Source organism: Ruminococcus sp. AF31-8BH, assembly GCF_003460605.1.
GTDB lineage: Bacteria > Bacillota > Clostridia > Lachnospirales > Lachnospiraceae > Blautia_A > Blautia_A acetigignens.
Genome location: NZ_QTVN01000002.1, coordinates 19,029 through 42,589, shown reverse-complemented (window position 1 = coordinate 42,589; position 23,561 = coordinate 19,029). Strand labels below are relative to the sequence as shown.

General features: G+C 46.7%; 21 protein-coding genes. 2 read left to right on the top strand and 19 right to left on the bottom strand.

The genetic code is table 11. The features are described from left to right. Positions 1 to 14: 14 nt before the first annotated feature. The 10 genes from acsC to DWZ38_RS02525 form a co-directional block, all read right to left on the bottom strand. On the bottom strand, positions 15 to 1,361 hold the full coding sequence (gene acsC, locus DWZ38_RS02570; RefSeq protein WP_021926204.1) for an acetyl-CoA decarbonylase/synthase complex subunit gamma: 1,347 nt from the start codon (positions 1,359 to 1,361) through the stop codon (positions 15 to 17). 24 nt (positions 1,362 to 1,385) lie between these two features. Then, positions 1,386 to 2,327 carry an acetyl-CoA decarbonylase/synthase complex subunit delta gene (gene acsD, locus DWZ38_RS02565; RefSeq protein WP_021926203.1) on the bottom strand — a complete coding sequence of 314 codons (942 nt, stop codon included), beginning with the start codon at positions 2,325 to 2,327 and terminating at the stop codon, positions 1,386 to 1,388. A gap of 49 nt (positions 2,328 to 2,376) precedes the next feature. After that, on the bottom strand, positions 2,377 to 4,503 hold the full coding sequence (acsB, locus tag DWZ38_RS02560; protein ID WP_117849709.1) for an acetyl-CoA decarbonylase/synthase complex subunit alpha/beta: 2,127 nt from the start codon (positions 4,501 to 4,503) through the stop codon (positions 2,377 to 2,379). 256 nt (positions 4,504 to 4,759) lie between these two features. Next, positions 4,760 to 6,889, bottom strand: coding sequence for an acetyl-CoA decarbonylase/synthase complex subunit alpha/beta (acsB, locus tag DWZ38_RS02555; protein ID WP_117849706.1), 2,130 nt, complete (start codon positions 6,887 to 6,889; stop codon positions 4,760 to 4,762). Positions 6,890 to 6,907: 18 nt separating this feature from the next. Further along, positions 6,908 to 7,681: a carbon monoxide dehydrogenase accessory protein CooC gene (locus tag DWZ38_RS02550; RefSeq protein ID WP_117849704.1), complete on the bottom strand. Its 774-nt coding sequence runs from the start codon at positions 7,679 to 7,681 to the stop codon at positions 6,908 to 6,910. A gap of 24 nt (positions 7,682 to 7,705) precedes the next feature. Continuing rightward, positions 7,706 to 9,598, bottom strand: a complete 1,893-nt coding sequence (cooS, locus tag DWZ38_RS02545) for an anaerobic carbon-monoxide dehydrogenase catalytic subunit (RefSeq protein WP_117849702.1) — start codon at positions 9,596 to 9,598, stop codon at positions 7,706 to 7,708. 216 nt (positions 9,599 to 9,814) lie between these two features. Then, the gene (locus tag DWZ38_RS02540; protein ID WP_021924410.1) at positions 9,815 to 10,585 is read right to left on the bottom strand and encodes an AAA family ATPase; all 771 of its coding nucleotides are present in this window, start codon (positions 10,583 to 10,585) and stop codon (positions 9,815 to 9,817) included. Positions 10,586 to 10,633: 48 nt separating this feature from the next. After that, the gene (locus DWZ38_RS02535) at positions 10,634 to 11,566 is read right to left on the bottom strand and encodes a methylenetetrahydrofolate reductase (protein ID WP_021924409.1); all 933 of its coding nucleotides are present in this window, start codon (positions 11,564 to 11,566) and stop codon (positions 10,634 to 10,636) included. Between the two features lie 103 nt (positions 11,567 to 11,669). Continuing rightward, a complete protein-coding gene (locus DWZ38_RS02530) occupies positions 11,670 to 11,852 on the bottom strand; it encodes a CooT family nickel-binding protein (protein WP_021924408.1) in 183 nt (60 codons plus the stop codon). Positions 11,853 to 11,891: 39 nt separating this feature from the next. Further along, positions 11,892 to 12,287, bottom strand: a complete 396-nt coding sequence (locus DWZ38_RS02525; protein WP_021924407.1) for a hypothetical protein — start codon at positions 12,285 to 12,287, stop codon at positions 11,892 to 11,894. 546 nt (positions 12,288 to 12,833) lie between these two features. Here DWZ38_RS02525 and DWZ38_RS02520 point away from each other — a divergent pair. Further along, positions 12,834 to 13,658 carry an aldo/keto reductase gene (locus DWZ38_RS02520; RefSeq protein WP_021924406.1) on the top strand — a complete coding sequence of 275 codons (825 nt, stop codon included), beginning with the start codon at positions 12,834 to 12,836 and terminating at the stop codon, positions 13,656 to 13,658. Positions 13,659 to 13,848: 190 nt separating this feature from the next. Here the strand turns inward: DWZ38_RS02520 and DWZ38_RS02515 are convergent, their stop codons facing one another. Genes DWZ38_RS02515 through DWZ38_RS02500 form a run of 4 tightly spaced genes read right to left on the bottom strand, consistent with a single transcriptional unit; the run spans position 13,849 to position 18,187 of the window. After that, positions 13,849 to 14,850 carry an NAD(P)H-dependent glycerol-3-phosphate dehydrogenase gene (locus tag DWZ38_RS02515; protein WP_117850385.1) on the bottom strand — a complete coding sequence of 334 codons (1,002 nt, stop codon included), beginning with the start codon at positions 14,848 to 14,850 and terminating at the stop codon, positions 13,849 to 13,851. Between the two features lie 10 nt (positions 14,851 to 14,860). Then, the gene (gene plsY, locus DWZ38_RS02510) at positions 14,861 to 15,499 is read right to left on the bottom strand and encodes a glycerol-3-phosphate 1-O-acyltransferase PlsY (RefSeq protein WP_021924404.1); all 639 of its coding nucleotides are present in this window, start codon (positions 15,497 to 15,499) and stop codon (positions 14,861 to 14,863) included. 2 nt (positions 15,500 to 15,501) lie between these two features. Continuing rightward, positions 15,502 to 16,827, bottom strand: a complete 1,326-nt coding sequence (der, locus tag DWZ38_RS02505; RefSeq protein WP_021924403.1) for a ribosome biogenesis GTPase Der — start codon at positions 16,825 to 16,827, stop codon at positions 15,502 to 15,504. Further along, positions 16,790 to 18,187 (bottom strand): DUF512 domain-containing protein, encoded by a 1,398-nt coding sequence (locus DWZ38_RS02500; RefSeq protein WP_117850382.1) that lies wholly within the window; start codon positions 18,185 to 18,187, stop codon positions 16,790 to 16,792. The genes der and DWZ38_RS02500 overlap by 38 nt, the downstream gene beginning before the upstream one ends. Before the next feature lie 325 nt (positions 18,188 to 18,512). Here DWZ38_RS02500 and DWZ38_RS02495 point away from each other — a divergent pair, with 325 nt between their 5' ends. After that, entirely contained in the window at positions 18,513 to 19,685 is a 1,173-nt protein-coding gene (locus tag DWZ38_RS02495) for a ribose-phosphate pyrophosphokinase (protein WP_021924401.1), read from the top strand. A gap of 76 nt (positions 19,686 to 19,761) precedes the next feature. Here the strand turns inward: DWZ38_RS02495 and pgeF are convergent, their stop codons facing one another. The 5 genes from pgeF to lepB all read right to left on the bottom strand — a co-directional run bounded on the left by pgeF (position 19,762) and on the right by lepB (position 23,476). Further along, the gene (gene pgeF / locus DWZ38_RS02490; RefSeq protein WP_117849697.1) at positions 19,762 to 20,625 is read right to left on the bottom strand and encodes a peptidoglycan editing factor PgeF; all 864 of its coding nucleotides are present in this window, start codon (positions 20,623 to 20,625) and stop codon (positions 19,762 to 19,764) included. A gap of 108 nt (positions 20,626 to 20,733) precedes the next feature. After that, the gene (locus tag DWZ38_RS02485) at positions 20,734 to 21,093 is read right to left on the bottom strand and encodes a YraN family protein (protein ID WP_243000129.1); all 360 of its coding nucleotides are present in this window, start codon (positions 21,091 to 21,093) and stop codon (positions 20,734 to 20,736) included. Between the two features lie 52 nt (positions 21,094 to 21,145). Further along, a complete protein-coding gene (locus DWZ38_RS02480) occupies positions 21,146 to 21,901 on the bottom strand; it encodes a ribonuclease HII (protein WP_117849695.1) in 756 nt (251 codons plus the stop codon). A 1-nt stretch (position 21,902) separates the two neighbouring features. Then, positions 21,903 to 22,757 (bottom strand): ribosome biogenesis GTPase YlqF, encoded by an 855-nt coding sequence (gene ylqF / locus DWZ38_RS02475; protein ID WP_021924397.1) that lies wholly within the window; start codon positions 22,755 to 22,757, stop codon positions 21,903 to 21,905. Positions 22,758 to 22,837: 80 nt separating this feature from the next. Next, complete coding sequence (gene lepB, locus DWZ38_RS02470; protein ID WP_117849693.1) at positions 22,838 to 23,476, bottom strand: signal peptidase I; 639 nt, start codon at positions 23,474 to 23,476, stop codon at positions 22,838 to 22,840. Positions 23,477 to 23,561: the final 85 nt, after the last annotated feature.

Here is a 23,561-nt window from a genome sequence, read left to right as displayed (position 1 = left end):
ATAGATTTAGTTGTTTATGCGTCCAGGTCCTTTAAGAACTTAACAAGCTGTACAGCTTCTCTTGGTCCGACAATAATCTCCCATCCCGGAAGCTTTGCTTCCAGATCGCCCTTAAGTACGGCAACCTTTCCAGGGATTACAAGTCTTCTGCTCTTAACCTTAGGCTCTACGTTCTCTTTGAAGAATGCGGAAATGCTGTTTCCGGAGAACTTACCAGCAGCCCAGGAGGTCAGTACGGATAATCCGCCTGCATCATTGATAACAAGGTTAAGCGGAACACCGGAACGCTCCAGCTCACCAGATACAAGGAAGTATGTAAGAGCAAAGTCTACGGTTGTAACAACAAGAGAATTCTCGTCAGCACCGTTCATTGGGTAGATGCCTGGCTCTACACGCATTGGCTTCTGCGGGTCAGTAAATACGTTCTGACGCAGACCGTATAACGGAAGTGCCTCTGCATATGTCATACGCTCCATAACGATAATGGAACCATATTTCATAGTGAATACAGCTGCAAGTGCTGCCTGAAGATGATAATCTCCGCCAGCAATCTTAGCAAGATTTACAATAGAAGGATATCCAAAGGTTCTGTCCTGATCTTTGAGAGCTGCACGACGAACCTGAACAGCATTTCCGAAGGTCTCTTTTACATCAGCACCTGTTACATCAAGTACCAGGTTCTTGTTTCCGAGCTTCTCAAGAGCTGCTGTGGTGTCATATAACTCGTTTAAGTCTTTGCCGGATACACCAAGAACTACACCTGCTGCTGTAGCAACAGCGTTCATAGCCTCGTAGTTGGAAGCATTTGCTCCGTTTAATACCGGCTTGTTGTCCTTGCATACTTCAAGGGCTGCTTTTGCGATCTCAGGATCAGAGCATCCAAGGATCATAGTACGTCCAAGTGCTGCTGCTTTCTGAACGAGAGCTGTATATTTGTCAGCTGTTGCCTCAGCATCACAGTTCACATAAACAAGCTCTGCGTACATTCTCTCACCGATACGGTCGTAATCAACCTTCGGGATCTCAGCCAGCTTCGCATCAACAGCAGCATCGTCCATGCATGTGCACAGCTCTACTGCATATCTGGATTTGTTTACAAATGTCTTCTCATGTCTGAAAAGAACTGTCTCACCGCCAAGGGTAAGCTCCTCTGCGCCAGTTCCGATCTTGATTGTCTTCATTGGCGGAGCTGTTGCCTCAGAAAGGGAAGCTAATGCGTCCTCGGACATATGTGGACACTGCTCAATTTTCATAGCGCCCTGTGCAACCTTCATAGAGAAAGCCATACATGTCGGGCATCCACATTCCTTACAGTTTTTCTTTGGTGTTAATTTAAAAATCTGAATACCATTCAGTGCCATATCAATTATTCCTCCTAAAAATTATTACACAAGTGCGTCAATCATCTTAGCGATGGTCTTTACAGACTGTGGATGTCTTAAGATAACTGCATCAGAACCTGCTGCAAGGTCTGCTGCTGCTGTCATAACTTCCATGTTGATACCACGCTCATCCTCTGATCCCCATTCAGGCATATCTTCCTCAGTAGCAACTGATTCTTTTACGCCCCATGTCTCAGAAGAAACCGGTGTAATAATTGGCATCTGCAGCATGTTATCATTCTGGGATAAAGCTGCTCCTTTGATACGGTCCATAGTGGAAACAACGTACTCATAACCGTAACCTACTGTTGCGGTACCTACGTTCATAACGATCTTCTTCGCATCAACACCTAACTGTGTTGTAACTACGTTCAGCTGTTTTGCAAGGTTGATATCATCAGCAGACTCAGCACCTACGATCTGGTTGTAAGCAAGACCTGCTGCTGCACCGATTGCCTTGTAGTTCTCTTCCTTCTCGGACATAACGATTACGTTTCTGCCCTGAAGTGCTTCTGCAACCTTTGGAAGAAGTTCCGCATCCTTCTCCACATTCTTGCAGCCTTCAACTACTAATGGACAGTCGATTGCTTCTGCAACCTCTTTCACTACTGCAATAAGCTCTTCTGTAGATTTGTTTACTCCGTTTGGATCTCCGCCATCCAGATTGAGTACAACAAAATCTCCACCTTCCATAGCTGCTGCTTTCTTAGCGATCTCAGCCATAGTGGTGCATCCTTCATAATATGCTTTGATTCCCGGCGCAAATTCGTCAAGTCCCATATCAGTGATTTCTACACCGATTTTCGGACGGTTCTCGGTTGGTGCATCAAATGTATAGAACGGAAATGTGGAATTTCCTCCAATTGTAACCGCTTTATCACCAGTTCCAACCGTAACAGTGTTGATCTTTGCGTTGAACTTCTGTGGTTTCTGATTAAATGGCATTTCTTAAAGCCTCCTTGAAAATTTTGTAAAAGTATACAGAACCATTATACTACATCATCGGATCCATTGACAATGCAGGATGATTATGTTCTGTTAAAAATGCAACAAGAACTTCCGGATCTGTGGCAACTGTCTCATCACCGACCATATCAGTGAAGTTGTCAATGCCATAGAGTTCTTTTGCAGTTCTGTTGAGACGCTCCGCCACGGTCTCTTTTAATTCCTTCGGCATCCATACGATACGCTCAATTCCGCCCTCTGCCTTCATGAATTTCTTGGATGAAATAAAGTGTTTTCCATGTCCCATAAAGCCTGGTGTCTGAACACCGCCGCCGGTCATGGAAGCCATCTCGGAGAACGTCATTCCAAGAGGTGTCATGCCTGCATACTCACGGTTTGCGATAACCACGCCATTGGAAAATGGCTCGATACCGCAGATACACTCGAAGCATCCGCAGGAGGTCATAGGATCCTGCATGATGGAGTACAGAGTAACATGCTCCAGAGCACCCTGGGAATATTTCTTTACTGCTTCATCAACATCCTCGTAAGAGCCCAGATTTACATCAATCGGGCGCTCCTTGGTGATGATCTGACATGGGCCGTTTGGATCCAGCTCATTTGTGGCTTTTGCATCAAGCCATGAAACGGCTCCGCAAAGTCCAAGTCTCTCCGGTGTTACTACGCAGACATGTGACGGAGAAAATGCCTGACACAGGATACAGCTGTAATAAACGTCTACAGACTCATCGGTAAGGGTTTCCAGACGTGCATCACGTTTGTCGAAAGTAGGAATTGCTACTTCGTGACGGATTCTGGTACACTCAGCCGGGTCCGTGTAAACGGTTACCTGACACTTATCTACAACCGCCTCAAACTCATTCTTTACCTGTGTGTAAAGAACCTCGCCAAAATGTCTGGCTCTGAAGCCTGCTGCAAATGCGTCATTGCTGATACGGATACGGAACATATCCCTTTGTCCTGTATGGTATACACCTTCAATGCAGTTTATATAATTGTGGAATTTACGCTCGATAACCGGCTCAAAATCCGGCTGCATCTTCTTGCCTGCTACTTCTACCACGTAGGCAAGACTGTGCTTGCTTCCAGGCTCAAAGCTATCGACCTCAGGACCTACGACAGTGATCTTGTGATCTTCGACCTCGTTCATTTCCTTAGTCTGCACAAGTTCTACGCAATCCACACGGGAACCGTCAAATTCCACACGCATATCTTTACGACGAATGATCTCGCCCTCAAAAGCGGATGCAAACGCAACCGGAATATCCACTTTTGTAATCTTGATCTTGATTCCTCTGGCTTCCAGGGAAACCTTGTTAAAATCAGCAACGTTCGGGCATGCGATCAGTGCGCCTGGTACTTCCGCAATATTCTCATCCTCATTGGAGATAACCGGGAAGCCAAGCTTGATAGCACCTGCACCTGCTGCGAGAATTACATCATCAACAGGCTTGAAGGCATTTACAAATGCCGGGACCCTGTCTTTGGTGTATGTAAGAAGGCTTGCTGCATCACCAGGTGTTACGTTACCGAAGATCAGTGCTGCACGAAGTGCAACGGATACAACGTGGATTACACTTGTTACGTCTTTTCCCAAAGGAACGATTCTTAAATTATAGCCCATCTTCAGGCCAAGCTCCTGTGCCTGGTCGATGATACCGCCAACCAGTGTTACAAGAATACCCTGTGCCTGGTAGCTCTTGATCAGGTCAACACCTTCCTGTGCAGTAGGTGCGCTGCCAAGAATAACTGCTACTCCGGGGATATCTCCTGTTACAAGCGGTACACCAAGCTCACGGATAATGGAGTCCGGAAGATGTCCATAGCATGGCTCCTGATAAGGCTCTGCCCCATCAAGATATTTCAATGCTTCAATAAATTCCGCGCAGAGAGCGGTGGCTACGCCTGACATAAGAGCATCCTCCAGTGCATGCTCTCTTGTCATAAGAGATTTGACGACGCTAAGAGCTGCCTGCAGTTCTCCAAGTGTCTTGATCTTAACACCAGTTACTGCATAATAGCATGGCAGGCAGTAAGCAGTATGGGGAAATCCCACCGCTTTGTCTGCACCATGCTGTTGTACAGCATCGTTTACGGCTTTTTCTGTCAGACCGTATACTGCATCATTTCCGCTGAAAATTCTGTTAATTAACAATTTTCTGCATCTCCTTTTCTGTTAATCTTCTATCACAAACCATCACAGGCTTCAACACCTTTTGTGGATTTGCTGCTAAATAAATTATCAGACATGGATTCTTTCATTCCGCAATAAAACAATCCATTGTATTCGCCCTCCGCAGCGAAACGATCAAGCTGTCAAACAGTATCCTGCCTGGAAACAAATTTCCCGGAGCCTGCCAGACGGCAGACCCCAGAAAATGATTTTCCCTCAGCAGGATTTACTGAATCTATTACATCATCGGATCAAGTCCAAGTGCCGGATGTCCTTTCTCTGTAAGGAACTCTACCAGTGCCTCAGGATCTGTAGCAACAGTCTCGTCACCGATCATATCTGTGAAGTTGTCGATTCCGTAGAGATCTTTTGCAGTAGCATTCAGTCTGTCTGCGATGAACTCTTTTAATTCTTTCGGCATCCAAACGATACGCTCGATACCGCCCTCAGCCTTCATGAATTTCTTGGAAGCGATGAAGTGTTTTCCATGTCCCATGAATCCAGGAGTCTGAACTCCACCACCTGTCATGGAAGCCATCTCAGAGAAGGTCATTCCAAGAGGTGTCATGCCTGCATACTCACGGTTTGCGATAACTACACCATTGGAGAACGGCTCGATACCGCAGATACACTCGAAGCATCCGCAGGAGGTCATAGGATCCTGCATGATGGAGTACAGGGTAACGTGCTCAAGAGCACCCTGGGAGAACTTCTGAACTGCTTCATCAACGTCCTCGTAAGCACCAAGATCCTCATTGATCGGACGCTCTTTGGTGATTACCTGGCAAGGTCCGTTCGGATCAAGCTCGTTGGTAGCTTTTGCATCCAGCCATGAAACGGCACCGCAAAGTCCAAGTCTCTCAGGTGTAACAACACAAACATGAGACGGGGAGAATGCCTGGCAAAGGATACAGCTGTAATATACGTCTACAGACTCATCAGTCAGGTTTGCAAGACGGTCATCACGTTTCTCGAAGATCGGGATAGCAACCTCATGACGGATTCTTGTACACTCAGCAGGATCTGTGTAGATCACAACCTCACACTTGTCAACAACAGCGTCGAACTCGTTCTTAACCTGTGAGTAAAGAACCTCACCGATGTGTTTGATACGGAAGCCTGCATCATATGCTGCATGGCTGATACGGATACGCTGCATATCTCTCTGTCCTGTGTGGTATACACCCTCGATGCAGTTGATGTAGTTGTGGAATTTACGCTCGATTACAGGCTCGAAGTCTGGCTGCATGTTCTTTCCTGCAACCTTAACAACGTATGCGATGCTGTTCTTGCTTCCCTCTTCCATCTCGTCAACTTCCGGTCCTACAACTGTGATCTTGTGATCCTCAACCTCAGAAGCGTCACAGGTATGTACAAGCTCTGCACAGTCTACACGGGAACCATCGAACTCAACCTGCATGTCTTTACGACGGATGATCTCGCCCTCGAATGCGGATGCAAATGCAACCGGGATATCGATGTTTGTGATCTTGATCTTAATGTCACGAGCCTCAAGGGAAGTAGCGTTGAATTTGCTTACATCCTCCTGAACGATAAGGCTCTTTGGTACACGGAAGATATTCTCTGTCTCGTTTGTGATTACCGGGAAGCCAAGTGCGATAGCACCAGCTCCGCATGCAACTACAACGTCATCCAGAGGTCCGAATGCGTTAACAAATGCCGGAACACGATCCATTGTGTATTTCATAAGTGTGCCTGCATCTCCAGGTGTTACATTACCGAAGATAAGAGCTGCACGAAGTGCAACGGATACAACGTGGATAACAGAGGTAACGTCTTTTCCAAGAGGAATAACACGTACGTTTGCTCCTGTGTTCATGCCGGCTTCCTTAACCTGATCAATGATACCGCCAACCAGTGTTACAAGAATACCCTGTGCCTGATAGCTCTTTACAAGAGCAACACCCTCTTCTACAGAAGGAGCAGATCCAAGGATAACGGCTACACCAGGAATATCGCCTGTTACAAGCGGTACACCAAGCTCACGGATAACAGCATCTGCAAGATGACCATAGCATGGCTCCTCATATGGTGTTGCTCCGTCGATATATTTCAGAACTTCGATGAACTCTGCGCAAAGTGCGGTAGCAATACCGGACATAAATGCGTCGTTCAGTCTTTTCTCTCTTGTCATAAGAGTTTTTACAACGCCAAGAGCCTCTTTTAACTCTTTTAAGGTTGTAACCTTTGTTCCTGTTACAGAATAGTAGCAAGGAAGGCTGTAAGCGGTATCAGGGAAGCTTACTGCTTTGTCTTCGCCGTGCTGTGCGATGGCTGCATCAATAGCACCCTCTGTTAATCCATAAACAGCGTCATTTCCGCTGAATACTCTATCAAATAAAGTCACTGTAGTACCTCCTATTATTTACAGACTGTTTTCATTGTCTATCTTTTCTTTAATCTTTCTGATTTCGGATGTTACGGTCTCACTGAAATCATAGGGAGATTTACCCTGGCGGTCTGCGTCCATAACTTCAACATTATAGTGGATCATACCAAGAAGATCTTCAGCCGGAATCTTTGCCCTGATGAACTCTTCATCCTCAGCATTCCGGACTTTGTTTGCAACCACCTTGACCTGGGTGATTCCAAGATCCTTTGCAAGGCGTTTTACATTCTTGTAGGTCTGTACGCTTCTTGCGCCCGGTTCGATCACAACAATAAATTCGTCCATACTTTCCGTGGTTCCCCGGCCCAGATGCTCCAGACCGGCTTCCATATCCATAATCACCACATCATCCCTGTGTACAACAAGGTTGCTGATGATTCTCTTTAACATGACATGCTCAGGGCAGACACATCCGCCGCCGCCTGTCTCCACGGTTCCAAGTACAAGCAGCTTTACGCCATTACAGACCTTTCCGTAGGTATCCGGAATATCGTCCACCTTTGGGTTCAGTGTATAAAACTGGTTCTGACTGTTGGCTCCGGTACGCTCCTCCACCAGCTTACGCATTTTTGAAATTGGAATAATGGAATCAAGAGTTTCCTCATCAAACCCAAGGGCAAGTCCCAGGTTTGCGTCCGGATCAACATCCGCTGCAAGGACCTTCTTCCCTTCATCTGCATATAATCTGGCAAGTGTTGCCGCAAAAGTTGTCTTTCCTACTCCGCCTTTACCGGTTACTGCTATTTTCATAAGTTAATCGCGCCTTTCTTTGGATCAGATTCCGAGAGCGTCACGTTTCTCTTCGATTCTCGCAATCATAAGATCGCCTAATTTATCAATATCTTTCTCAACTGTATATGCTGCTTCTACCCAGTCACGTACACCCTCTGTAAGGAGGCTTGCAACCTCTGTAGAACCGGAAACATATGGGTCTACACCAAGATATGTATCAAGACCAGTTGCTACTACATAGTTTCCAATGGAAACTGCCTTCTCAGACATCCATTCAGGAGCACATCCTACTACTGGAAGCTGGGAAATATTCAGTCCGGAATCCTTGGCAAGCTCAGCTGCAAGGATCAACATACGGCTGATATCCACACAGGATCCCATATGTAATACTGGCGGGATATCTGCAAGCTCGCAAACACGTTTCAGACCAGCACCGCAAAGATCCTTTGCAGCTTTGTCCATAAGTCCTGCACGAGCAGCTGCCTGAGCAGAACATCCGGAAGCGATGATCACGATATCGTTTGCGATCAGCTTCTTCATAAGTTCGATGTGAGCTGTGTCAGGTCTGACCTTCGGGTTGTTACATCCAACCATAGCAACAGCACCACGGATAACACCGGATGTAATACACTCAAGGAGAGGTTTGGTGGTACCGGTTTCGTCTACCTGAGAGTTTGTTACGCCGTCAAGTGTCTTAACGATTGCTTCTACAGAGTAACCAACTGTAGCTTTATGTTTCAAATCCGGAATATGTACAAGCTCTGGTTTTCTGTTCTTGAAGTTTTCACATGCAAGTTTTACGATCTGTTTTGCTTTCTCACCTGCTGTACCTGCATCAAATTCAATGAAATCGGAATCTGGCATCTGGCAGATTGGAGAAGTTGTGATGAATTTTGTATGGAAGCATTTGGAAAGAGGTCCAAGTGCCGGGAAAATACACTGAACGTCAACTACGATTGCCTCACAGGCACCTGTCAGTACAACGTTCTCCTGCTGTAAGAAGTTACCAGCCATCGGAATACCGCGACGCATTGCAACCTCATTAGATGTACAGCATACACCGGAAACAGTGATTCCCTTAGCACCCATGGATTTCGCATAGTCGATCATCTCTTTGCTGTCTGCATACTCACAGATCATCTCAGAAAGACTCGGGTCATGTCCATGAACAACGATGTTTACATTCTCAGCGTTCATAACACCAAGGTTAGCCTCGGTATCAATTGGCTTTGGAGTTCCGAAAAGAACATCGGAGAACTCAGTTCCGCACATGGAACCGCCCCATCCATCGGAAAGACCGTTACGAAGTGCCTGACGGATCAGAGCCTCCGGTTTACTTGTGTTACCCATATGAGTCATATGAAGTGCACAGGAAACCTCACGGTCGATTGCTCTTGGCTCAATTCCAGCTGCATGCCACAGATCCTGTGTATGCTGAGGTGCTCTCTTCAGCCATCTGGAAACGCCTCTGATCTTTCCGTACTCTTCCTGAGCAAGATCAGACATTTCATGAGCCAGATCATAGATGTCTTTACCCTCTGTCTCAACGCCCCACTCTTTTGCAATACGGATCAGCTTCTCAGGATCTTTTACCTGGTAATCGCCGCCCTCTTTTGCATGTCCAAGTGTGATACAGATTTCACGTCCATGATCAGAGTGTGTAGCTGCGCCGCCTGCTGTGAAACGAAGGAAGTTTCTTCCTACGATACCATGTACATCACAACCGCAGATACCTCTCGGTGCCTTAGGTGTAATACGGCACGGACCCATTGAACAGATTCGGCAGCATACACCCTGCTCACCGAATTTACAGTGTGGAGTCTGATTCTTAACACGCATCTGCCAGGAATCAGCGCCTACCTTTGCACCAGTCTCAAGAAGACGGGCTGTGGCAGCTTCGAATTCTTCCACTGTAGTTAATTTGAATTCACTCATTATTGACCTCCTCTAAGTATATGTTACTTTTGTATTTGATGATGTCTGCATGGGCAGACTTAAATGTTTCGTCCGATATTCGGAACCCATCCCCTCCCATGGGATATGGTTCTGATGAAAAATTCCGCAGCAGCGTTCCCGCTTACTGCGGAATTACCAGTCCATTTTTCATTTCCCTGCTGCACATAGCATAAAGGCAGGGGGAAAGCTTTTCAATTATAAGCCAAGCTTGTCAACGATCTCACGAAGAGCCATCTTCACCGGATTATTCTCCGGCAGACTGGCGGTTGGTTTACCTTCACAGTCATATTCATAAACAGTTTCATCCTGGGGAACAACGCCCAAAAGGTTGAGTCCCTGCTTCTCGATCTCTTCTTTGATTCCGTCATTCAGCTTTCCGCCCGGAGCACGATTGATGATAAGGCCCACTTTATCAGGATGCATATCGCATTCTTTGATAAGCTCTGCAATACGGCCTACGGCCTGAACGCCTCTTCTGGAACAGTCACTGACCAGAATTGCTGTCTGCATGGACGGAAGCACACCTCGGCTGATATGTTCCATACCAGCCTCATTATCTACTACAATGTAAGGATAATTATTCTGGTATTTGGCAAGCTGTGTCTGAAGAAGTCCGTTCACGAAGCAGTAACAGCCTTTCCCCTGAGTTCTTCCCATAACAAGAAGGTCGAAATCATCATCTTCTACCAGGGCGTCTTCGAAGCGTCTTTCTGCATAATCTGCCTTAGACATTCCTGCAGGGATCGGATTCTCACTTGCAAGCTCTGCACGGGCAATTTCTTCCCTTACATCACCAAGTGTAGTCTCCACTTCCACTCCAAGAACTTCATTCAGATTAGAATTTGCATCAGCATCTACAGCAAGGATCGGGCCTTTGCCCTTCTCGCAGAGATACTGGATCAGCATTCCGCATAATGTGGTTTTTCCAACGCCGCCTTTTCCTGCGACAGCAATTACATGTGCCATAATATAATCAATTGCCTCCCAAAAATTTATAAGTAGTCAGATAAAAGCTTAGATTAAAGTTCTAAGTCCGGATCTGTCGATGATCTCAGATACATCTTTCCATTTGTTCAGTGCGTACAGATGGATACCATCTACGCCAAGAGCACGGTACTCGTCGATCTGTTTGATTGTGTACTCGATTCCCTCTTCCTTGAATCTCTTGATCTTGTCATCATAGAACATATCAAATGGCTTGCCGTCTGCATCTTTTGCTGCAAATGGGTTCGGGAACAGCCAGTTTCTGGAAATGAGTCTGCAAAGCTCGCTATCCATTACGCAGCCGTTACGGGAAAGCGCCATATTGATTGTAGCAGACATATCAAGGATTGGCATAACTCCAACATCTACAGGCATTGTAACACCAGCCTCACGGATTGCATCCAGCCAGTATTTGAACTGCTCCATATCCCAGCAAAGCTGAGTCATAATGTAGTCAGCACCATTGTCCTGTTTCTGTCTGAGAACTGCGATGTCAGCATCAAGGCTGCGGCATGCAATATGTCCTTCCGGTGATCCTGCAACAGCGATCTCGAATTTATCGCCAAATTCGTCACGAACGAATTTAACAAGGTCTGTAGCATAGTTGAAATCTCCACAGGTAGTTGTCTCACCAAGGGGGATATCTCCGCGAAGTGCAAGCATATGGTCAACGCCCTCTGCAAGGTACTGATCCAGCTGCTCCTTGATTCCCTCTTTGGTATTCTTAATTACTGTGAAATGAGTTACCGGAACAGTTCCGGCTTTCTTGATCATCTGACAAACTTCTCTGTTAGCACCTACATTTCCGCCGCCTGCACCATATGTACAGGAGATGTACTCTGGTTTGTACTTCATAAGATGATCGATTGTTCCAGGAAGGTTCTCCATTCCTTTCTCTGTCTTCGGCGGGAAAAGCTCGAAGGACAGAAGCATTTTTTCTCTCATAGCTTCTGACAATTTCATAATTACATACCTCCACGTATTAAGTAATTTTATATTCTAAAGGCCAGAGCCTGTTGAACCGATAATTCAAACACACTCCAGTGCCTGAAGATCCGCTAAAAAATCAGTCGCATTTTACTTTGACAATACTATTAGCAAGGTCTACCATAAGGATAGAACCCTCTACAACTCTCTCGTCACCCATAATGTCACGAAGAATCAGCTTGTCTCCTTCTACATTAATGCGGCTGACGTTCTTGAAAATAACAGAATCATCATTCTCTTTGTAAACAGTTGCTAAACACATATTAATGCCTCCTTTGTGTCACACTGTAACGTCAAATTCTTATTTCATTTCCTCTTTCACAAGGGTAAGGGCAAGCCCAAGACGCATATTGCCCTTCTGGAAATCGGAAACGCTTTCTTTAATGGTCTTTGCAGCAGCATCCATTCCCATCTTGGCCAGGTTGTCTGCCATCTGGTCAAGCTCGGCTGCGTGATGCTCATTGTGCTGCAGCATATAAGTCAGGAGTGCCACTGTCTCATTCTTACAGTCTCCTCCCTGGCAGGAGCCGCAGCCTGTGCCGCAGTTCTGCTCGTCAGTATGTGTATGGTCATGGCCTTCAGATCCCTCGTGGGTATGAGCATGAGTGTGGCTCACGCCGTCAGCGTGTGTGTGCTCATGAGTATGCTCATGTCCATGCTGAACCAAATTGCCGTTTTCGTCTTTGATCAAATGCATTGCAATACTCCTTTCGCCTGATGGACAGGCAGATGTTTACGCCACAGTCTGCTGCCGGTTAAATCCAGACAGCCGCCTTATCACATTTTCAGCAATAAGAATGGGCACGAAAAAAGCTCACGCCGTCAGCGTGAGTAAGCATATAAAAGGATATTCTATTCCCTTAATTGTGGTAATGAGATTCCGCTTATCTCTTCCTTCATGCATAGCGCAGTTCCTTTCTTCTACCTAAAAAGATGCAGACTAATGACATAAATTTATCAATTTTTCTTTTATTATACATCCTTTCTCATTAATACGCAAGGATATAATTATAAAATTTTACCAAATTTCAACGCTTTATCACACAAATATATGTTTTAATTTCTGTACAATTTTACCAGTTCTTACAAGAAATCGTTTAAAGATTAACGAACTGCCCGTTTTTGCCCTTTCTTCCCCAAAACAGGTGTGATTCTTGTAAAATTTCAATAAAAAACAGGTGATTCTTTTCCGATTATATGATATAATGATTAAAGTTTATTTTTCAGCAAGGAGGAATTAGCTTTGAGAGAAACCGTATTCCTGAATAACGACAGAGAAATGCCCCTTCTCGGGCTTGGAGTATATAAGACAGCAGACAATGAAGCAGAGACAGCCATAAATGCAGCAGTGGACGCAGGATACCGCCTGATTGACACTGCATCCGCCTACAAGAACGAGGAAAGCGTTGGCAAGGCCATTGCCAGATGCGGCGTTCCCCGCAAGGATCTTTTCATCACAAGCAAGATCTGGAACAATGCACAGCGTCTCGGGGATGTGGACGGAGCTTTTTACCGAAGCCTTGAGAGACTGAAGCTGGATTACCTGGATCTTTACCTGATCCACTGGCCAGTTCCTGGCTGCTACACAGGCACCTGGCTGGAGATGGCCAAGCTTCTGGAGACCGGACGGGTATTGTCCATCGGAGTCAGCAATTTCCAGATCCATCACTTGGAGGAGCTGAAGAAGGTTTCCGGCATTGTTCCCGCTGTGAACCAGATCGAATGTCACCCCCTGTGCTATCCCAAGGAGCTGATCGAATACTGTCAGTCCGAGGGCATTCAGGTACAGGCTTATGCCCCGTTGGCAAGAGGGGCTTACCTTGACAATGATGTAATGTGCGTCCTTGGCACCAAATACGCCCACACGCCTGCACAGGTCGGGCTTCGCTGGGCCATCCAGAAGGGAATTTCCGTAATTCCCAAATCCGTGAACCCGGACCGCATTGCTTCCAATGCCAATATTTTTGATTTCAATATTGAGGATGAGGATATCGCCATTATGGATACCCTGAATGAGGATCTTCATACTTCCCATGTACCGGATGATCTGAAGGATGTTATTTTCTGACATGGCATGTTGCGCACCCAGGCAAGTAATTGGTTCTCTTAAATTTTAATTATGCAAAGCAGAACTACAAAAACCGGAAAATTTCCAACTGCTAAAATGGAAATTTTCCGGCTTTCATTTTTATTTTTCTAAATTACTTATACTGTCCGTGAGAATCATCCGCATACATAAGGGTGCGTCTGAAGCATTTTTACTCCCAGGAAATTTCCCCCTGCTTCTCTCTCTGCATCAGATCTTTCACCGCCTCAGATGCAGGCTTGTTCTCAAACAGAAGCTTGTTCACTTCCATGACAATGGGCATCTCCACATCATATTTCTCTGCAAGGGCTTTGGCTGCCTTGGCGGAATACACGCCTTCCACAACCATCTGCACTTCCTTCATGGCCTGCTCCATGGTATACCCTTTTCCCATAAGATAGCCAGCGCGCCTGTTTCGGCTGTGCACACTGGCACAGGTAACGATCAGGTCTCCGATTCCGGAAAGTCCTGCAAAAGTCTCCAGCTTAGCGCCCATTTTCACCCCAAGCCTTGTCATCTCCGCAATTCCCCTGGTGATCAGGGCTGCTTTAGTATTGTCACCATATCCAAGTCCGTCGGCAGTACCGGCCGCCAGGGCAATGACATTTTTCAGTGCGCCGCCAAGCTCCACGCCCAGCATATCCGGCGTTGTATACACACGGAAAACCGGACTCATGAAAAGTCCCTGGAGATATTCCGCTGTTTCTTTCCTGCGGGCACTGACCACGCAGGTGGTAGGAAGCCCCCGGCTTACCTCCTCCGCATGGCTTGGTCCGGAAAGCACGCACACATCTGCCTGGGGAATCTCTTCTTTAATAATATCGCACACAGGCATCAGAGTATTCTCTTCCACACCCTTTGCCACATTTACAATGATCTGCCTCTGGCGCACATAAGGTGCCAGGCGTCTGCTTACTTTACGGATATAGGCAGAAGGAGAAGCAAACACTGTCACATCCACATCTGCAAGAGCCGCTTTGTCATCGGAAGTTATTACGATTCCTTCCGGGATCTTCACCCCGGGAAGCTTCCCACTGTCCTCGCGGGTCTCATTCAGGCTGACTGCCTTTTCCGGATGTGCAGACCACAGCATAACCTGATGGCCATTGTTGTAAAGCAGTATTGCAAGTGCTGTTCCCCAGCTTCCGGTCCCCATTACACTGATTTTTGCCAAATCCATCACCTCATCTTTTCTTCGCTCCCAGCTTATTCTCAGTGCCGTTCATAAGACGGGAAATATTGGCTCTGTGCCGGTAAATGGCAAGAGCTGTCATAAGGGCCATGATCACATTCATTTCCACCACATGGGAAGGATCCATGCCATAGCTTCCTGCTGCGCCAAAGGCAATAAAGCAGATCAGCGCACCTACATAAGCCGCCATGGAGCCCAGGGAAACATAGCGTGTAACCGCTACAAGCCCGATAAAGATCACAGCACAGATCAGAAACACTCTCCAGTCAAGGGCAAGGAGCATTCCGGCAGAAGCTGCAATTCCCTTTCCCCCTCTGAATTTCAGATAGATGGGGAAATTGTGTCCAAGGACACAGCCTGCTGCCGTATACATTCCAAGCAGGGGCAGAATATCCCCGTACTGATTTTTGAAAACCGCGTCCACCACCAGAATGGCGATCACGCATTTTAACATGTCCCCGATCAGGGTCATAGCTCCCGCCTTTTTGCCTAGGGTACGAAGGGCATTGGTGGTTCCCGCATTGCCGCTTCCGTACTGGCGGATATCCATGTGATGGTATTTTCCAATAAGATAGGATGTCTGAAACATTCCAAACAAATACCCGATAAACAGGCAAGCAATCCGTTCCATAATTATTCCTTCTCTCCGCGCTCTCTTACAATAAACCTCAGCGGTGTGCCGCCAAAATCAAATGCATCGCGGATCTTGTTTTCCAGATATCTGGTGTAGGAGAAATGCATAAGTTCCTTGTCGTTTACGAAAATAACGAATGTAGGCGGCTTCACTGCTACCTGAGTCATGTAGAAGATCTTCAGGCGCTTGCCCTTGTCTGACGGCGGCTGCTGCATGGCAACGGCTTCTGCAAGGATCTCGTTGAGCACGCCTGTCTGGATACGCATGGTCTGGTTCTCGATCACTGCATCCAGAGTCTCAAACATTCTGGAAATTCGAAGGCCGGTCTTGGCGGAAATAAATACGATCTCTGCATACGGCATAAAGGAAAGGACCTCACGAATGCGGTTGGTATGCTTGTAAATGGTCTTGTCATTTTTCTCGATGGCATCCCATTTATTCACCGCAATGATCACGCCTTTACCCTTCTCATGGGCAATTCCGGCGATCTTGGCATCCTGCTCGGTAACGCCCTCGGAAGCGTCGATCATCACAACCACAAGGTCTGCCCGCTCTACTGCGGTTACGGTACGGATCACGCTGAAGCGCTCAATCTCTTCCTTCACCTTAGCCTTGCGGCGAAGTCCTGCAGTGTCGATAAAAATATATTCCTTGCCGTTCCAGGTAACCTTGGTATCAACCGCATCACGGGTGGTTCCGGCAATGTCGGATACGATTACGCGGTCCTCTCCAAGGAGTTTATTTACAAGGGAGGATTTACCTACGTTCGGCTTTCCTACAATGGCGATCTTCGGAATATCGGAATCCTCATCCTCGCCTGTATCCTCTGGGAAATACTTGGTTACTTCGTCCAGCATATCTCCAAGTCCCTGACGGTTGGCTGCAGAAATGGCAAATGGCTCTCCGATTCCAAGATTATAGAATTCATAAACATCCATCATGTATTTCTGGACGCTGTCCACCTTATTTACCACAAGCACAACCGGCTTGCCGCTGCGGCGGAGCATGTCTGCTACCTTGGCATCGGAATCCACAAGACCCTGATGCACGTCTGTGATGAAAATGATCACGTCTGCTGTGTCAATGGCGATCTGCGCCTGCTCTCTCATCTGGGAAAGAATGATGTCGCTGCTGTCCGGCTCAATACCGCCTGTATCGATCATGGTGAACTCCTTGTCCAGCCATGTCACATCTGCATAGATTCTGTCTCTTGTTACACCTGGCGTATCTTTTACAATTGAAATTTTATCTCCTGCCAGTGCGTTAAACAATGTGGATTTTCCAACATTAGGCCTGCCCACTATTGCTACTACCGGTTTGCTCATACATTTGTCTCCTTTTCTGTTTCTTATGCTGGGGCGGATCAAGAACGGCTGATACAAGGTCAGCGCCTCCTTCATCCACAATTACGATCTCTACATTCAGTTCTTTGGAAAGCTCCTCTACCGTTACATCATCCAGAAAAACATTCTCATCGTTTTTCAGCATGCTGCAGGGGATCAGAAGCTTTTCCCCGAGGTTCTTTCCCTTTAACTGCCGCATCAGGTCGCCGCCTGTGATCAGTCCGGCTACGGTAATGGTCTCTCCGAAAAATTCATTCCGTATGGTGATCACCTCTACATTGACATTTGGGAATTTCTCATGGATCATTCCCATATAGCGGACAATATAAGGCGCCGCCAGGGCTCCTGTGGCACTGACTGCCTGAACCTTCCGGTCATCTCCATCCAGCTCAGCCAGTGTGTCCTGCATCTCTGTTCCAAGCAGCCGCAGCATTCCCACGCCGTTTTCCAGCTGAAGATAGCCATCGTAGGAAGCCTCCTGGGGAAGTTCTCTTCCTGCCATAATATACCACTCATCAGAAGCATGGATAAAGTGGATGCCAAATTTCTCCATCATCTTTTGCTGCCAGCCATGGATCTGATCCAGCACCTGGCAGGCATCCTCTTTGTTAAAAAGTTCCAGGGGATACAGTCCCTTGCGGAACTTGGTAAGCCCTGCCGGAACTACGGAAACGCTCTGGATCACAGGCGCATAGGCGGAAAGCTTGCGGATGCTTTCATCCAGCTCTTCCCCGTCATTGATTCCCTTGCACAAAACGATCTGACCGTTCATGGTGATGCCTGCATCGTAAAGCTTCTGCACCTTCTCCAGGGCATCCCCTGCAAAACGGTTATGAAGCATTTTGCAGCGAAGCTTCGGGTTCATGGTTTGGAAGGAAATATTGATGGGTTCCAGATGATAGCGGATGATTCGCTCAATATCATGGTCACTCATGTTTGTCAATGTTACATAGTTTCCCTGGATGAAAGACAGTCTGGAATCGTCATCCTTGAAATAGAGGGTATCTCTCATTCCCGGGGGCATCTGATCAATGAAGCAGAAAATGCAGTGGTTGGAGCAGGAGCGGTAATCGTCCATCAGGTCCTTGGCAAATTCCACGCCCAGGTCTTCTTCGTATTCCTTCTCTACCTCAAGCTCCCAGATTTCTCCGTTGGCTTTCTCTACCTCCAGTACCACATATTCCTCATTCATCAGATAGCGGTAATCAAATATATCTTCAACAGGCTGGCCGTTTACACTAAGCAGGGCATCCCCAGGCACAATTTCCAGTTCCTGGGCAATACTCCCCTCCTGCACTGTCGAAATCACATGTTTTTTTTGCTTTTTCACATTTTTCTCCATCGTTTCAAAGAAATCAAAGTCACTGCTCACACCGCGCACAGCGGCCGGTTATGCATCCTGTTTTTCCTTTGAATGCATTTGTCTATGGCACCGCATACGATAGCCATTATTCTTAATATACCAAGTTTTTTCCCAAAACACAACTAAAAATTTCTGGTTCAATATGAAATTCGCGTTTTTTCGAAGTAAAAATAAATAAATTCCTTGACGTCATTTAGGGCAAATGTTATAAATATAAGGAAGAGGTCTGCAAATGAAGGACAACTGTCCTATTTTGATGCAGCAAACTGAATCGACAATTAGCATACTACTTAGGAGGAATATCATGCCGAACATAGAATTGCTCGAGAAATCTATGCCTGTCGCACCAATCCGTATCGCAGCGCTGGAAGGCTGCCGCGATCTTGCAGAGGAGGTTGACAGAAAACTGGTAAAATTCCGTAAGGAACTGGTAGAAAAAAAAGGTCTGAACAACATTCCCCAGGGCTACAGTGAGAAGTCTTTCCTTGTAGACTGTGAGTGCCCCCGTTTTGGTACTGGTGAGGGCAAGGGAATCATTAAGGAATCTGTCCGCGGTACAGACCTTTACATTATGGTAGACGTTACCAACTACAGCTCTACTTACACTGTCTGCGGTCATGTAAACCATATGTCTCCGGACAACCATTTCCAGGATCTTAAGAGAATCATCTCCGCAGCTACCGGTAAGGCTCACCGTATTAACGTTATCATGCCGTTTCTTTATGAAGGCCGTCAGCACAGACGTAAGAAGAGGGAATCTCTTGACTGTGCAGTTGCGCTTCGGGAATTAAGCGATATGGGCGTTTCCAATATCATCACCTTTGATGCCCATGATCCCCGTGTCCAGAACTCCATTCCGCTGAACGGATTTGACAACTTCTTCCCTACCTATCAGTTCTTGAAGGCTCTGGTGAAGAATGTAGACAATTTCCAGGTGGACAACGATCACCTGATGATCATCAGCCCGGATGAGGGCGCTATGTCAAGAGCGGTGTACTTCTCCAATATCCTTGGCGTAGACATGGGTATGTTCTATAAGAGACGTGATTATTCCACCGTTGTAAACGGCAAGAACCCGATTGTAGCACATGAGTTTCTTGGTGACTCCGTAGAGGGCAAGGACGTTGTCATTATTGACGATATGATCTCCTCCGGTGAAAGTATGCTTGATGTTGCCAAACAGATCAAAGAGCGCCACGCAAACCGTGTATTTATCTGCACCACTTACGGTCTGTTTACTGAGGGCATGGATAAATTTGACGCTTACTATGAGAAGGGCTGGATCGACAAGGTTATCACTACTAACCTGAATTACCGTATCCCGGAGCTTCTGACCAGACCTTACTATATAGAGGCAAATATGAGCAAGTATCTTGCAAGTATTATTGATATTATCAACCATGACGTTTCCGTTGAGAAGGTTCGTTCCAGCAACGAGAAGATCATGGATCTGATGAAACGGGTAAACCAAAAATAAGGATCAAAAAAAGGATAGAGGACGGAGCTGATGGCTCTGGTCTTCTATCCTATTTTTTTTAATCATTTTCCTGGTATTATTCTTTTTCTTTCCTGCGAATTCCAAGGAAGGCAGCCAGGTTGCCGCGTTTGCCGTGGGAGGCACGATGGGAAAAGAGAAAATCCGGATTGCAGCAGGTGCAGATTCCAGGCATGGAAATGTGTTCCTCCTGGATTCCTGCTTCCAGGAAAATAATGCGGTTGGCTTCCCAGAGATTCAGCTGATACTTTCCATTGTCTTTTTTGTAAAAAAGACGATTCCAGTATTTTTCATTAAAAGCATTCTGAAACTCAAGGATCACATCTTCGCTTACTTCATAGCAGTCCTGGCAGATGGACGGGCCGATGGCGGTAAGAAGTTCTGCAGGATCGGAGCCGAATTCCTGGTGCATTTTCTCTATGGTTACTTTTCCGATTTTGCCCACGGTTCCGCGCCAGCCGGAATGGGACAGGCCAATGGCATGATGAACCGGGTCTACGAAATACAGGGGCACACAGTCTGCATAGTAGGTGGCCAGCACCACACCCGGGACGTTGGTGATCATTCCATCTGTATCATGGAAGGTTCTCGGACGGGTGATGCCGTTTCCTCTGTCTTCTGCCCCTACCAGGCGCACATTCGTGGTGTGAGTCTGATCCGATGACACAACATCCTCCGGGGCAAAGACTACGGCTGCACCCAGTCTTCTGTAATTTTCTTTTACCGCATTCTCATTATCGCCTCGGGTGAAGCTTAAATTCATAGAGGAAAAAATCCCCTCACTTACACCGCCCAGCCTTGTGCTGAAGCAGTGAATGATCTCCGGGAGGTTCTCAAATGCAGGGTAAGCGAGAAAGGTAACACCATTCTTCTCTCTCACCTGCATGTGTGTCTCATCACTGCTGTGCCATTTGATATCCATAATGTTCTCCTTATGTTTCAGTATATGAACTCTAACAAGCATCTGCATATTCATCGGGCAGACAGGCTCTAATCTTCTTAAAACAGTCTGCCAGTTCTGGTACTGCGCTTATCGAAATTCAAAGGCATTCTTTATCCACCTGATCTCACTGCCCTCGATTCCCACTACGTCAAACCTGCATTTTACATCCAGACTTCTGTAATGAGTCATTAAATATCCGGCAGCTACCTTGGAGATGATCCATTGCTTGCGCTCATCGACTGCTGCCAGAGGATTGCCGGAGTACTCCGAGCTTCTGTACTTCACTTCCACGAAGATGAGCCATCCATCCGGGTCCAGCCCGATCAGATCAATCTCGCCTCGCTTGTTACGGTAATTCCGCTCCAGGATCATAACATTCTGTTTTTCCAAATACCTGGCAGCCAGATTCTCATAAAAGGTGCCAACACTTCTCTTATTGATCTCCACGAAAACTCCAAATTATTTTGTGTCGGTATCTTATGTACTTTCGAAATATTTTCTACACAAAGTTCTTAATAAACGTTGCCCTATGTATGGGGCTTGGCCCGTATTTCTTCAGCGCTTCAATATGCGCAGCCGCGCCGTACCCCTTGTTAGATGCAAAGCCATACTCCGGCATGGTCTTGTCGTATTCTACCATCATCCTGTCTCTTGTTACCTTCGCCACAATGCTTGCCGCAGCAATGGACACACTCTTGGCATCTCCCTTTATAATCGGCACCTGTGGGATAGTCACCTGGGGAATGGTCACCGCATCATTTAAAAGAATCTGTGGCACCGGATCCAGCTTACTGATAGCTTCCCGCATAGCCTCATAGGTAGCCTGAAGAATATTGATCTCATCAATCCGCTGGGGACTTGCCATTCCAATTCCCACTGCCACCGCATTCTCCATGATCACATCATACAGCTCTTCTCTTTTCTTTGCACTTAACTGCTTGGAATCATTAAGATACAAAATTTTGCAGTCCTTTGGCAAAATTACCGCACCTGCAACCACCGGACCGGCAAGAGGACCTCTTCCCACCTCGTCAATGCCGCAGATATAACCCAGGTCTTCATATTTATGCTCATAGACCTTCATCGCTTCCGTGCGGGCAAGCTCCTTCTGGTAAGCAGCCTCCTTCTTATGAAGCTGTTCCAGAAGCTTTCTGACACCGTTTCTGGTATCATCCTTGTATTTTTCAAAAAAGGCATCGTACTCTTCCGGCTGCAGTACCTGAAGCTCTGCCTTGATTTCTCCAATTTTCTGCATGTTATTTTTCCTCTTGGGGCACCCATTCCAAGGTAATTCTTCCAATTTTGCCGGAACGGAAATCATCAAAAAGGATCAAAGAAGCCTTGGCATAGTCAAGCTCCTCGCCTTTTTTCAGGCAGCCTCTGGATCTGGCAATTGCCTCTAACACCTGTACAGCGGTTCCCTCTTCTGCAATCTGATAGCGTTTTTCCAGCGCTCCTGCATATTTTTCCCTGAGAAAATCGATCAGGGTCAGGGAAAGCTCTTCCAGGTTCAGAATATCATCCTTGATGGAACCAATGTACGCAAGACGCATTCCCACTTCCTCATCCTCAAATTTGGGCCACAGGATTCCAGGAGTGTCAAGAAGCTCCACATTCTTGTTCAGGCGAATCCACTGCTTGCCCTTAGTCACGCCAGGCTTGTTGCCTGTTTTGGCGCAGGCTCTTCCTGCAAAAGTATTGATAAAAGTGGATTTGCCAACGTTGGGGATTCCCACTACCATGGCGCGGATGGGACGGTTCTTGATTCCTCTTCTTCTGTCCCGCTCTGTTTTCTCCTTGCAGGCTTCCTGGATGGCAGCCTGAATGGCTTTCATTCCGGCGCCGCTTCTGGAATCCACCTTCACCACATAGAATCCTTTCGCCTGGAAATAGGCCTTCCAGGCTTCATTCTGGCGTTCATCGCCAAGATCAGATTTATTCAGAAGGATCAGTCTGGCTTTGTTTCTGCCAAGCTCGTCAATGTCCGGATTGCGGCTTGCAAGGGGAACTCTGGAGTCCACAAGCTCAATGATCAGGTCGATCAGCTTGATATCCTCCTGCATCTGTCTTTTTGCCTTGGTCATATGACCAGGATACCACTGTACGTTCATATTTACCTCGCTTTATTGTTCTGCAAAATTTTTCAAGTAAGTTAGAAACAGAGCCCTTTCCAGGCAGGCCCTGCGCTCTACTATTGATCCAGCAGGCCGATCTCTTTTCTTGGGGAAATCTGGAACCACAGCTTGTCGGTTATGTATTTCTTATTTACCTTGCCGATGTCAGCGTAACGGCTGTCCTCGCTGTTGTTTCGGTTGTCTCCTAGAACAAAGTACTCTCCTGCTTCCAGAGTAATGGCATTGGCTGCCATTCCCGGATTGTTGATGGACGGAAAATCCTTGCCTTCTTTGTAGGCCTCTCCATTAATCAGGATCCGTCCGTTGACAATCTGGATCGTCTCACCTGGAAGTCCGATTACCCGGCGGACATGAAGTGCCGCATCGTCGCTTCCGTTGGTGCGAAAAACAATGATGTCGCCCCGCTTCGGTGAGGAAGTCTTATAGGCAAGTTTATTTACAAAATACTGGCTGCCAACGGCCAGTGTAGGCTCCATGGAGCTTTCCTGCATGGTTACGGACTGAAACAGCATCATGGAGGTGAGCACCGCAAAAATAAGGGTGACCACGATCTCAAATACCCAGATCAGCACCTTTCTTAACTTACTGTCTTCTAACTTCTCTCTGGCACTGGACAGGGCTTTCTTCTCCATCCGTGTGATCTCCGGCATATTAAAAAGCTGCTCCGTCTCTTTCTTGTTTCTTCTTTCGCTCATAATTACTCCGTTTACATACTGGTACCGCGAATATTCCAGCGCTATTGTACCAGGTTGCAAAATTTATACCACTTGCTGCTACATT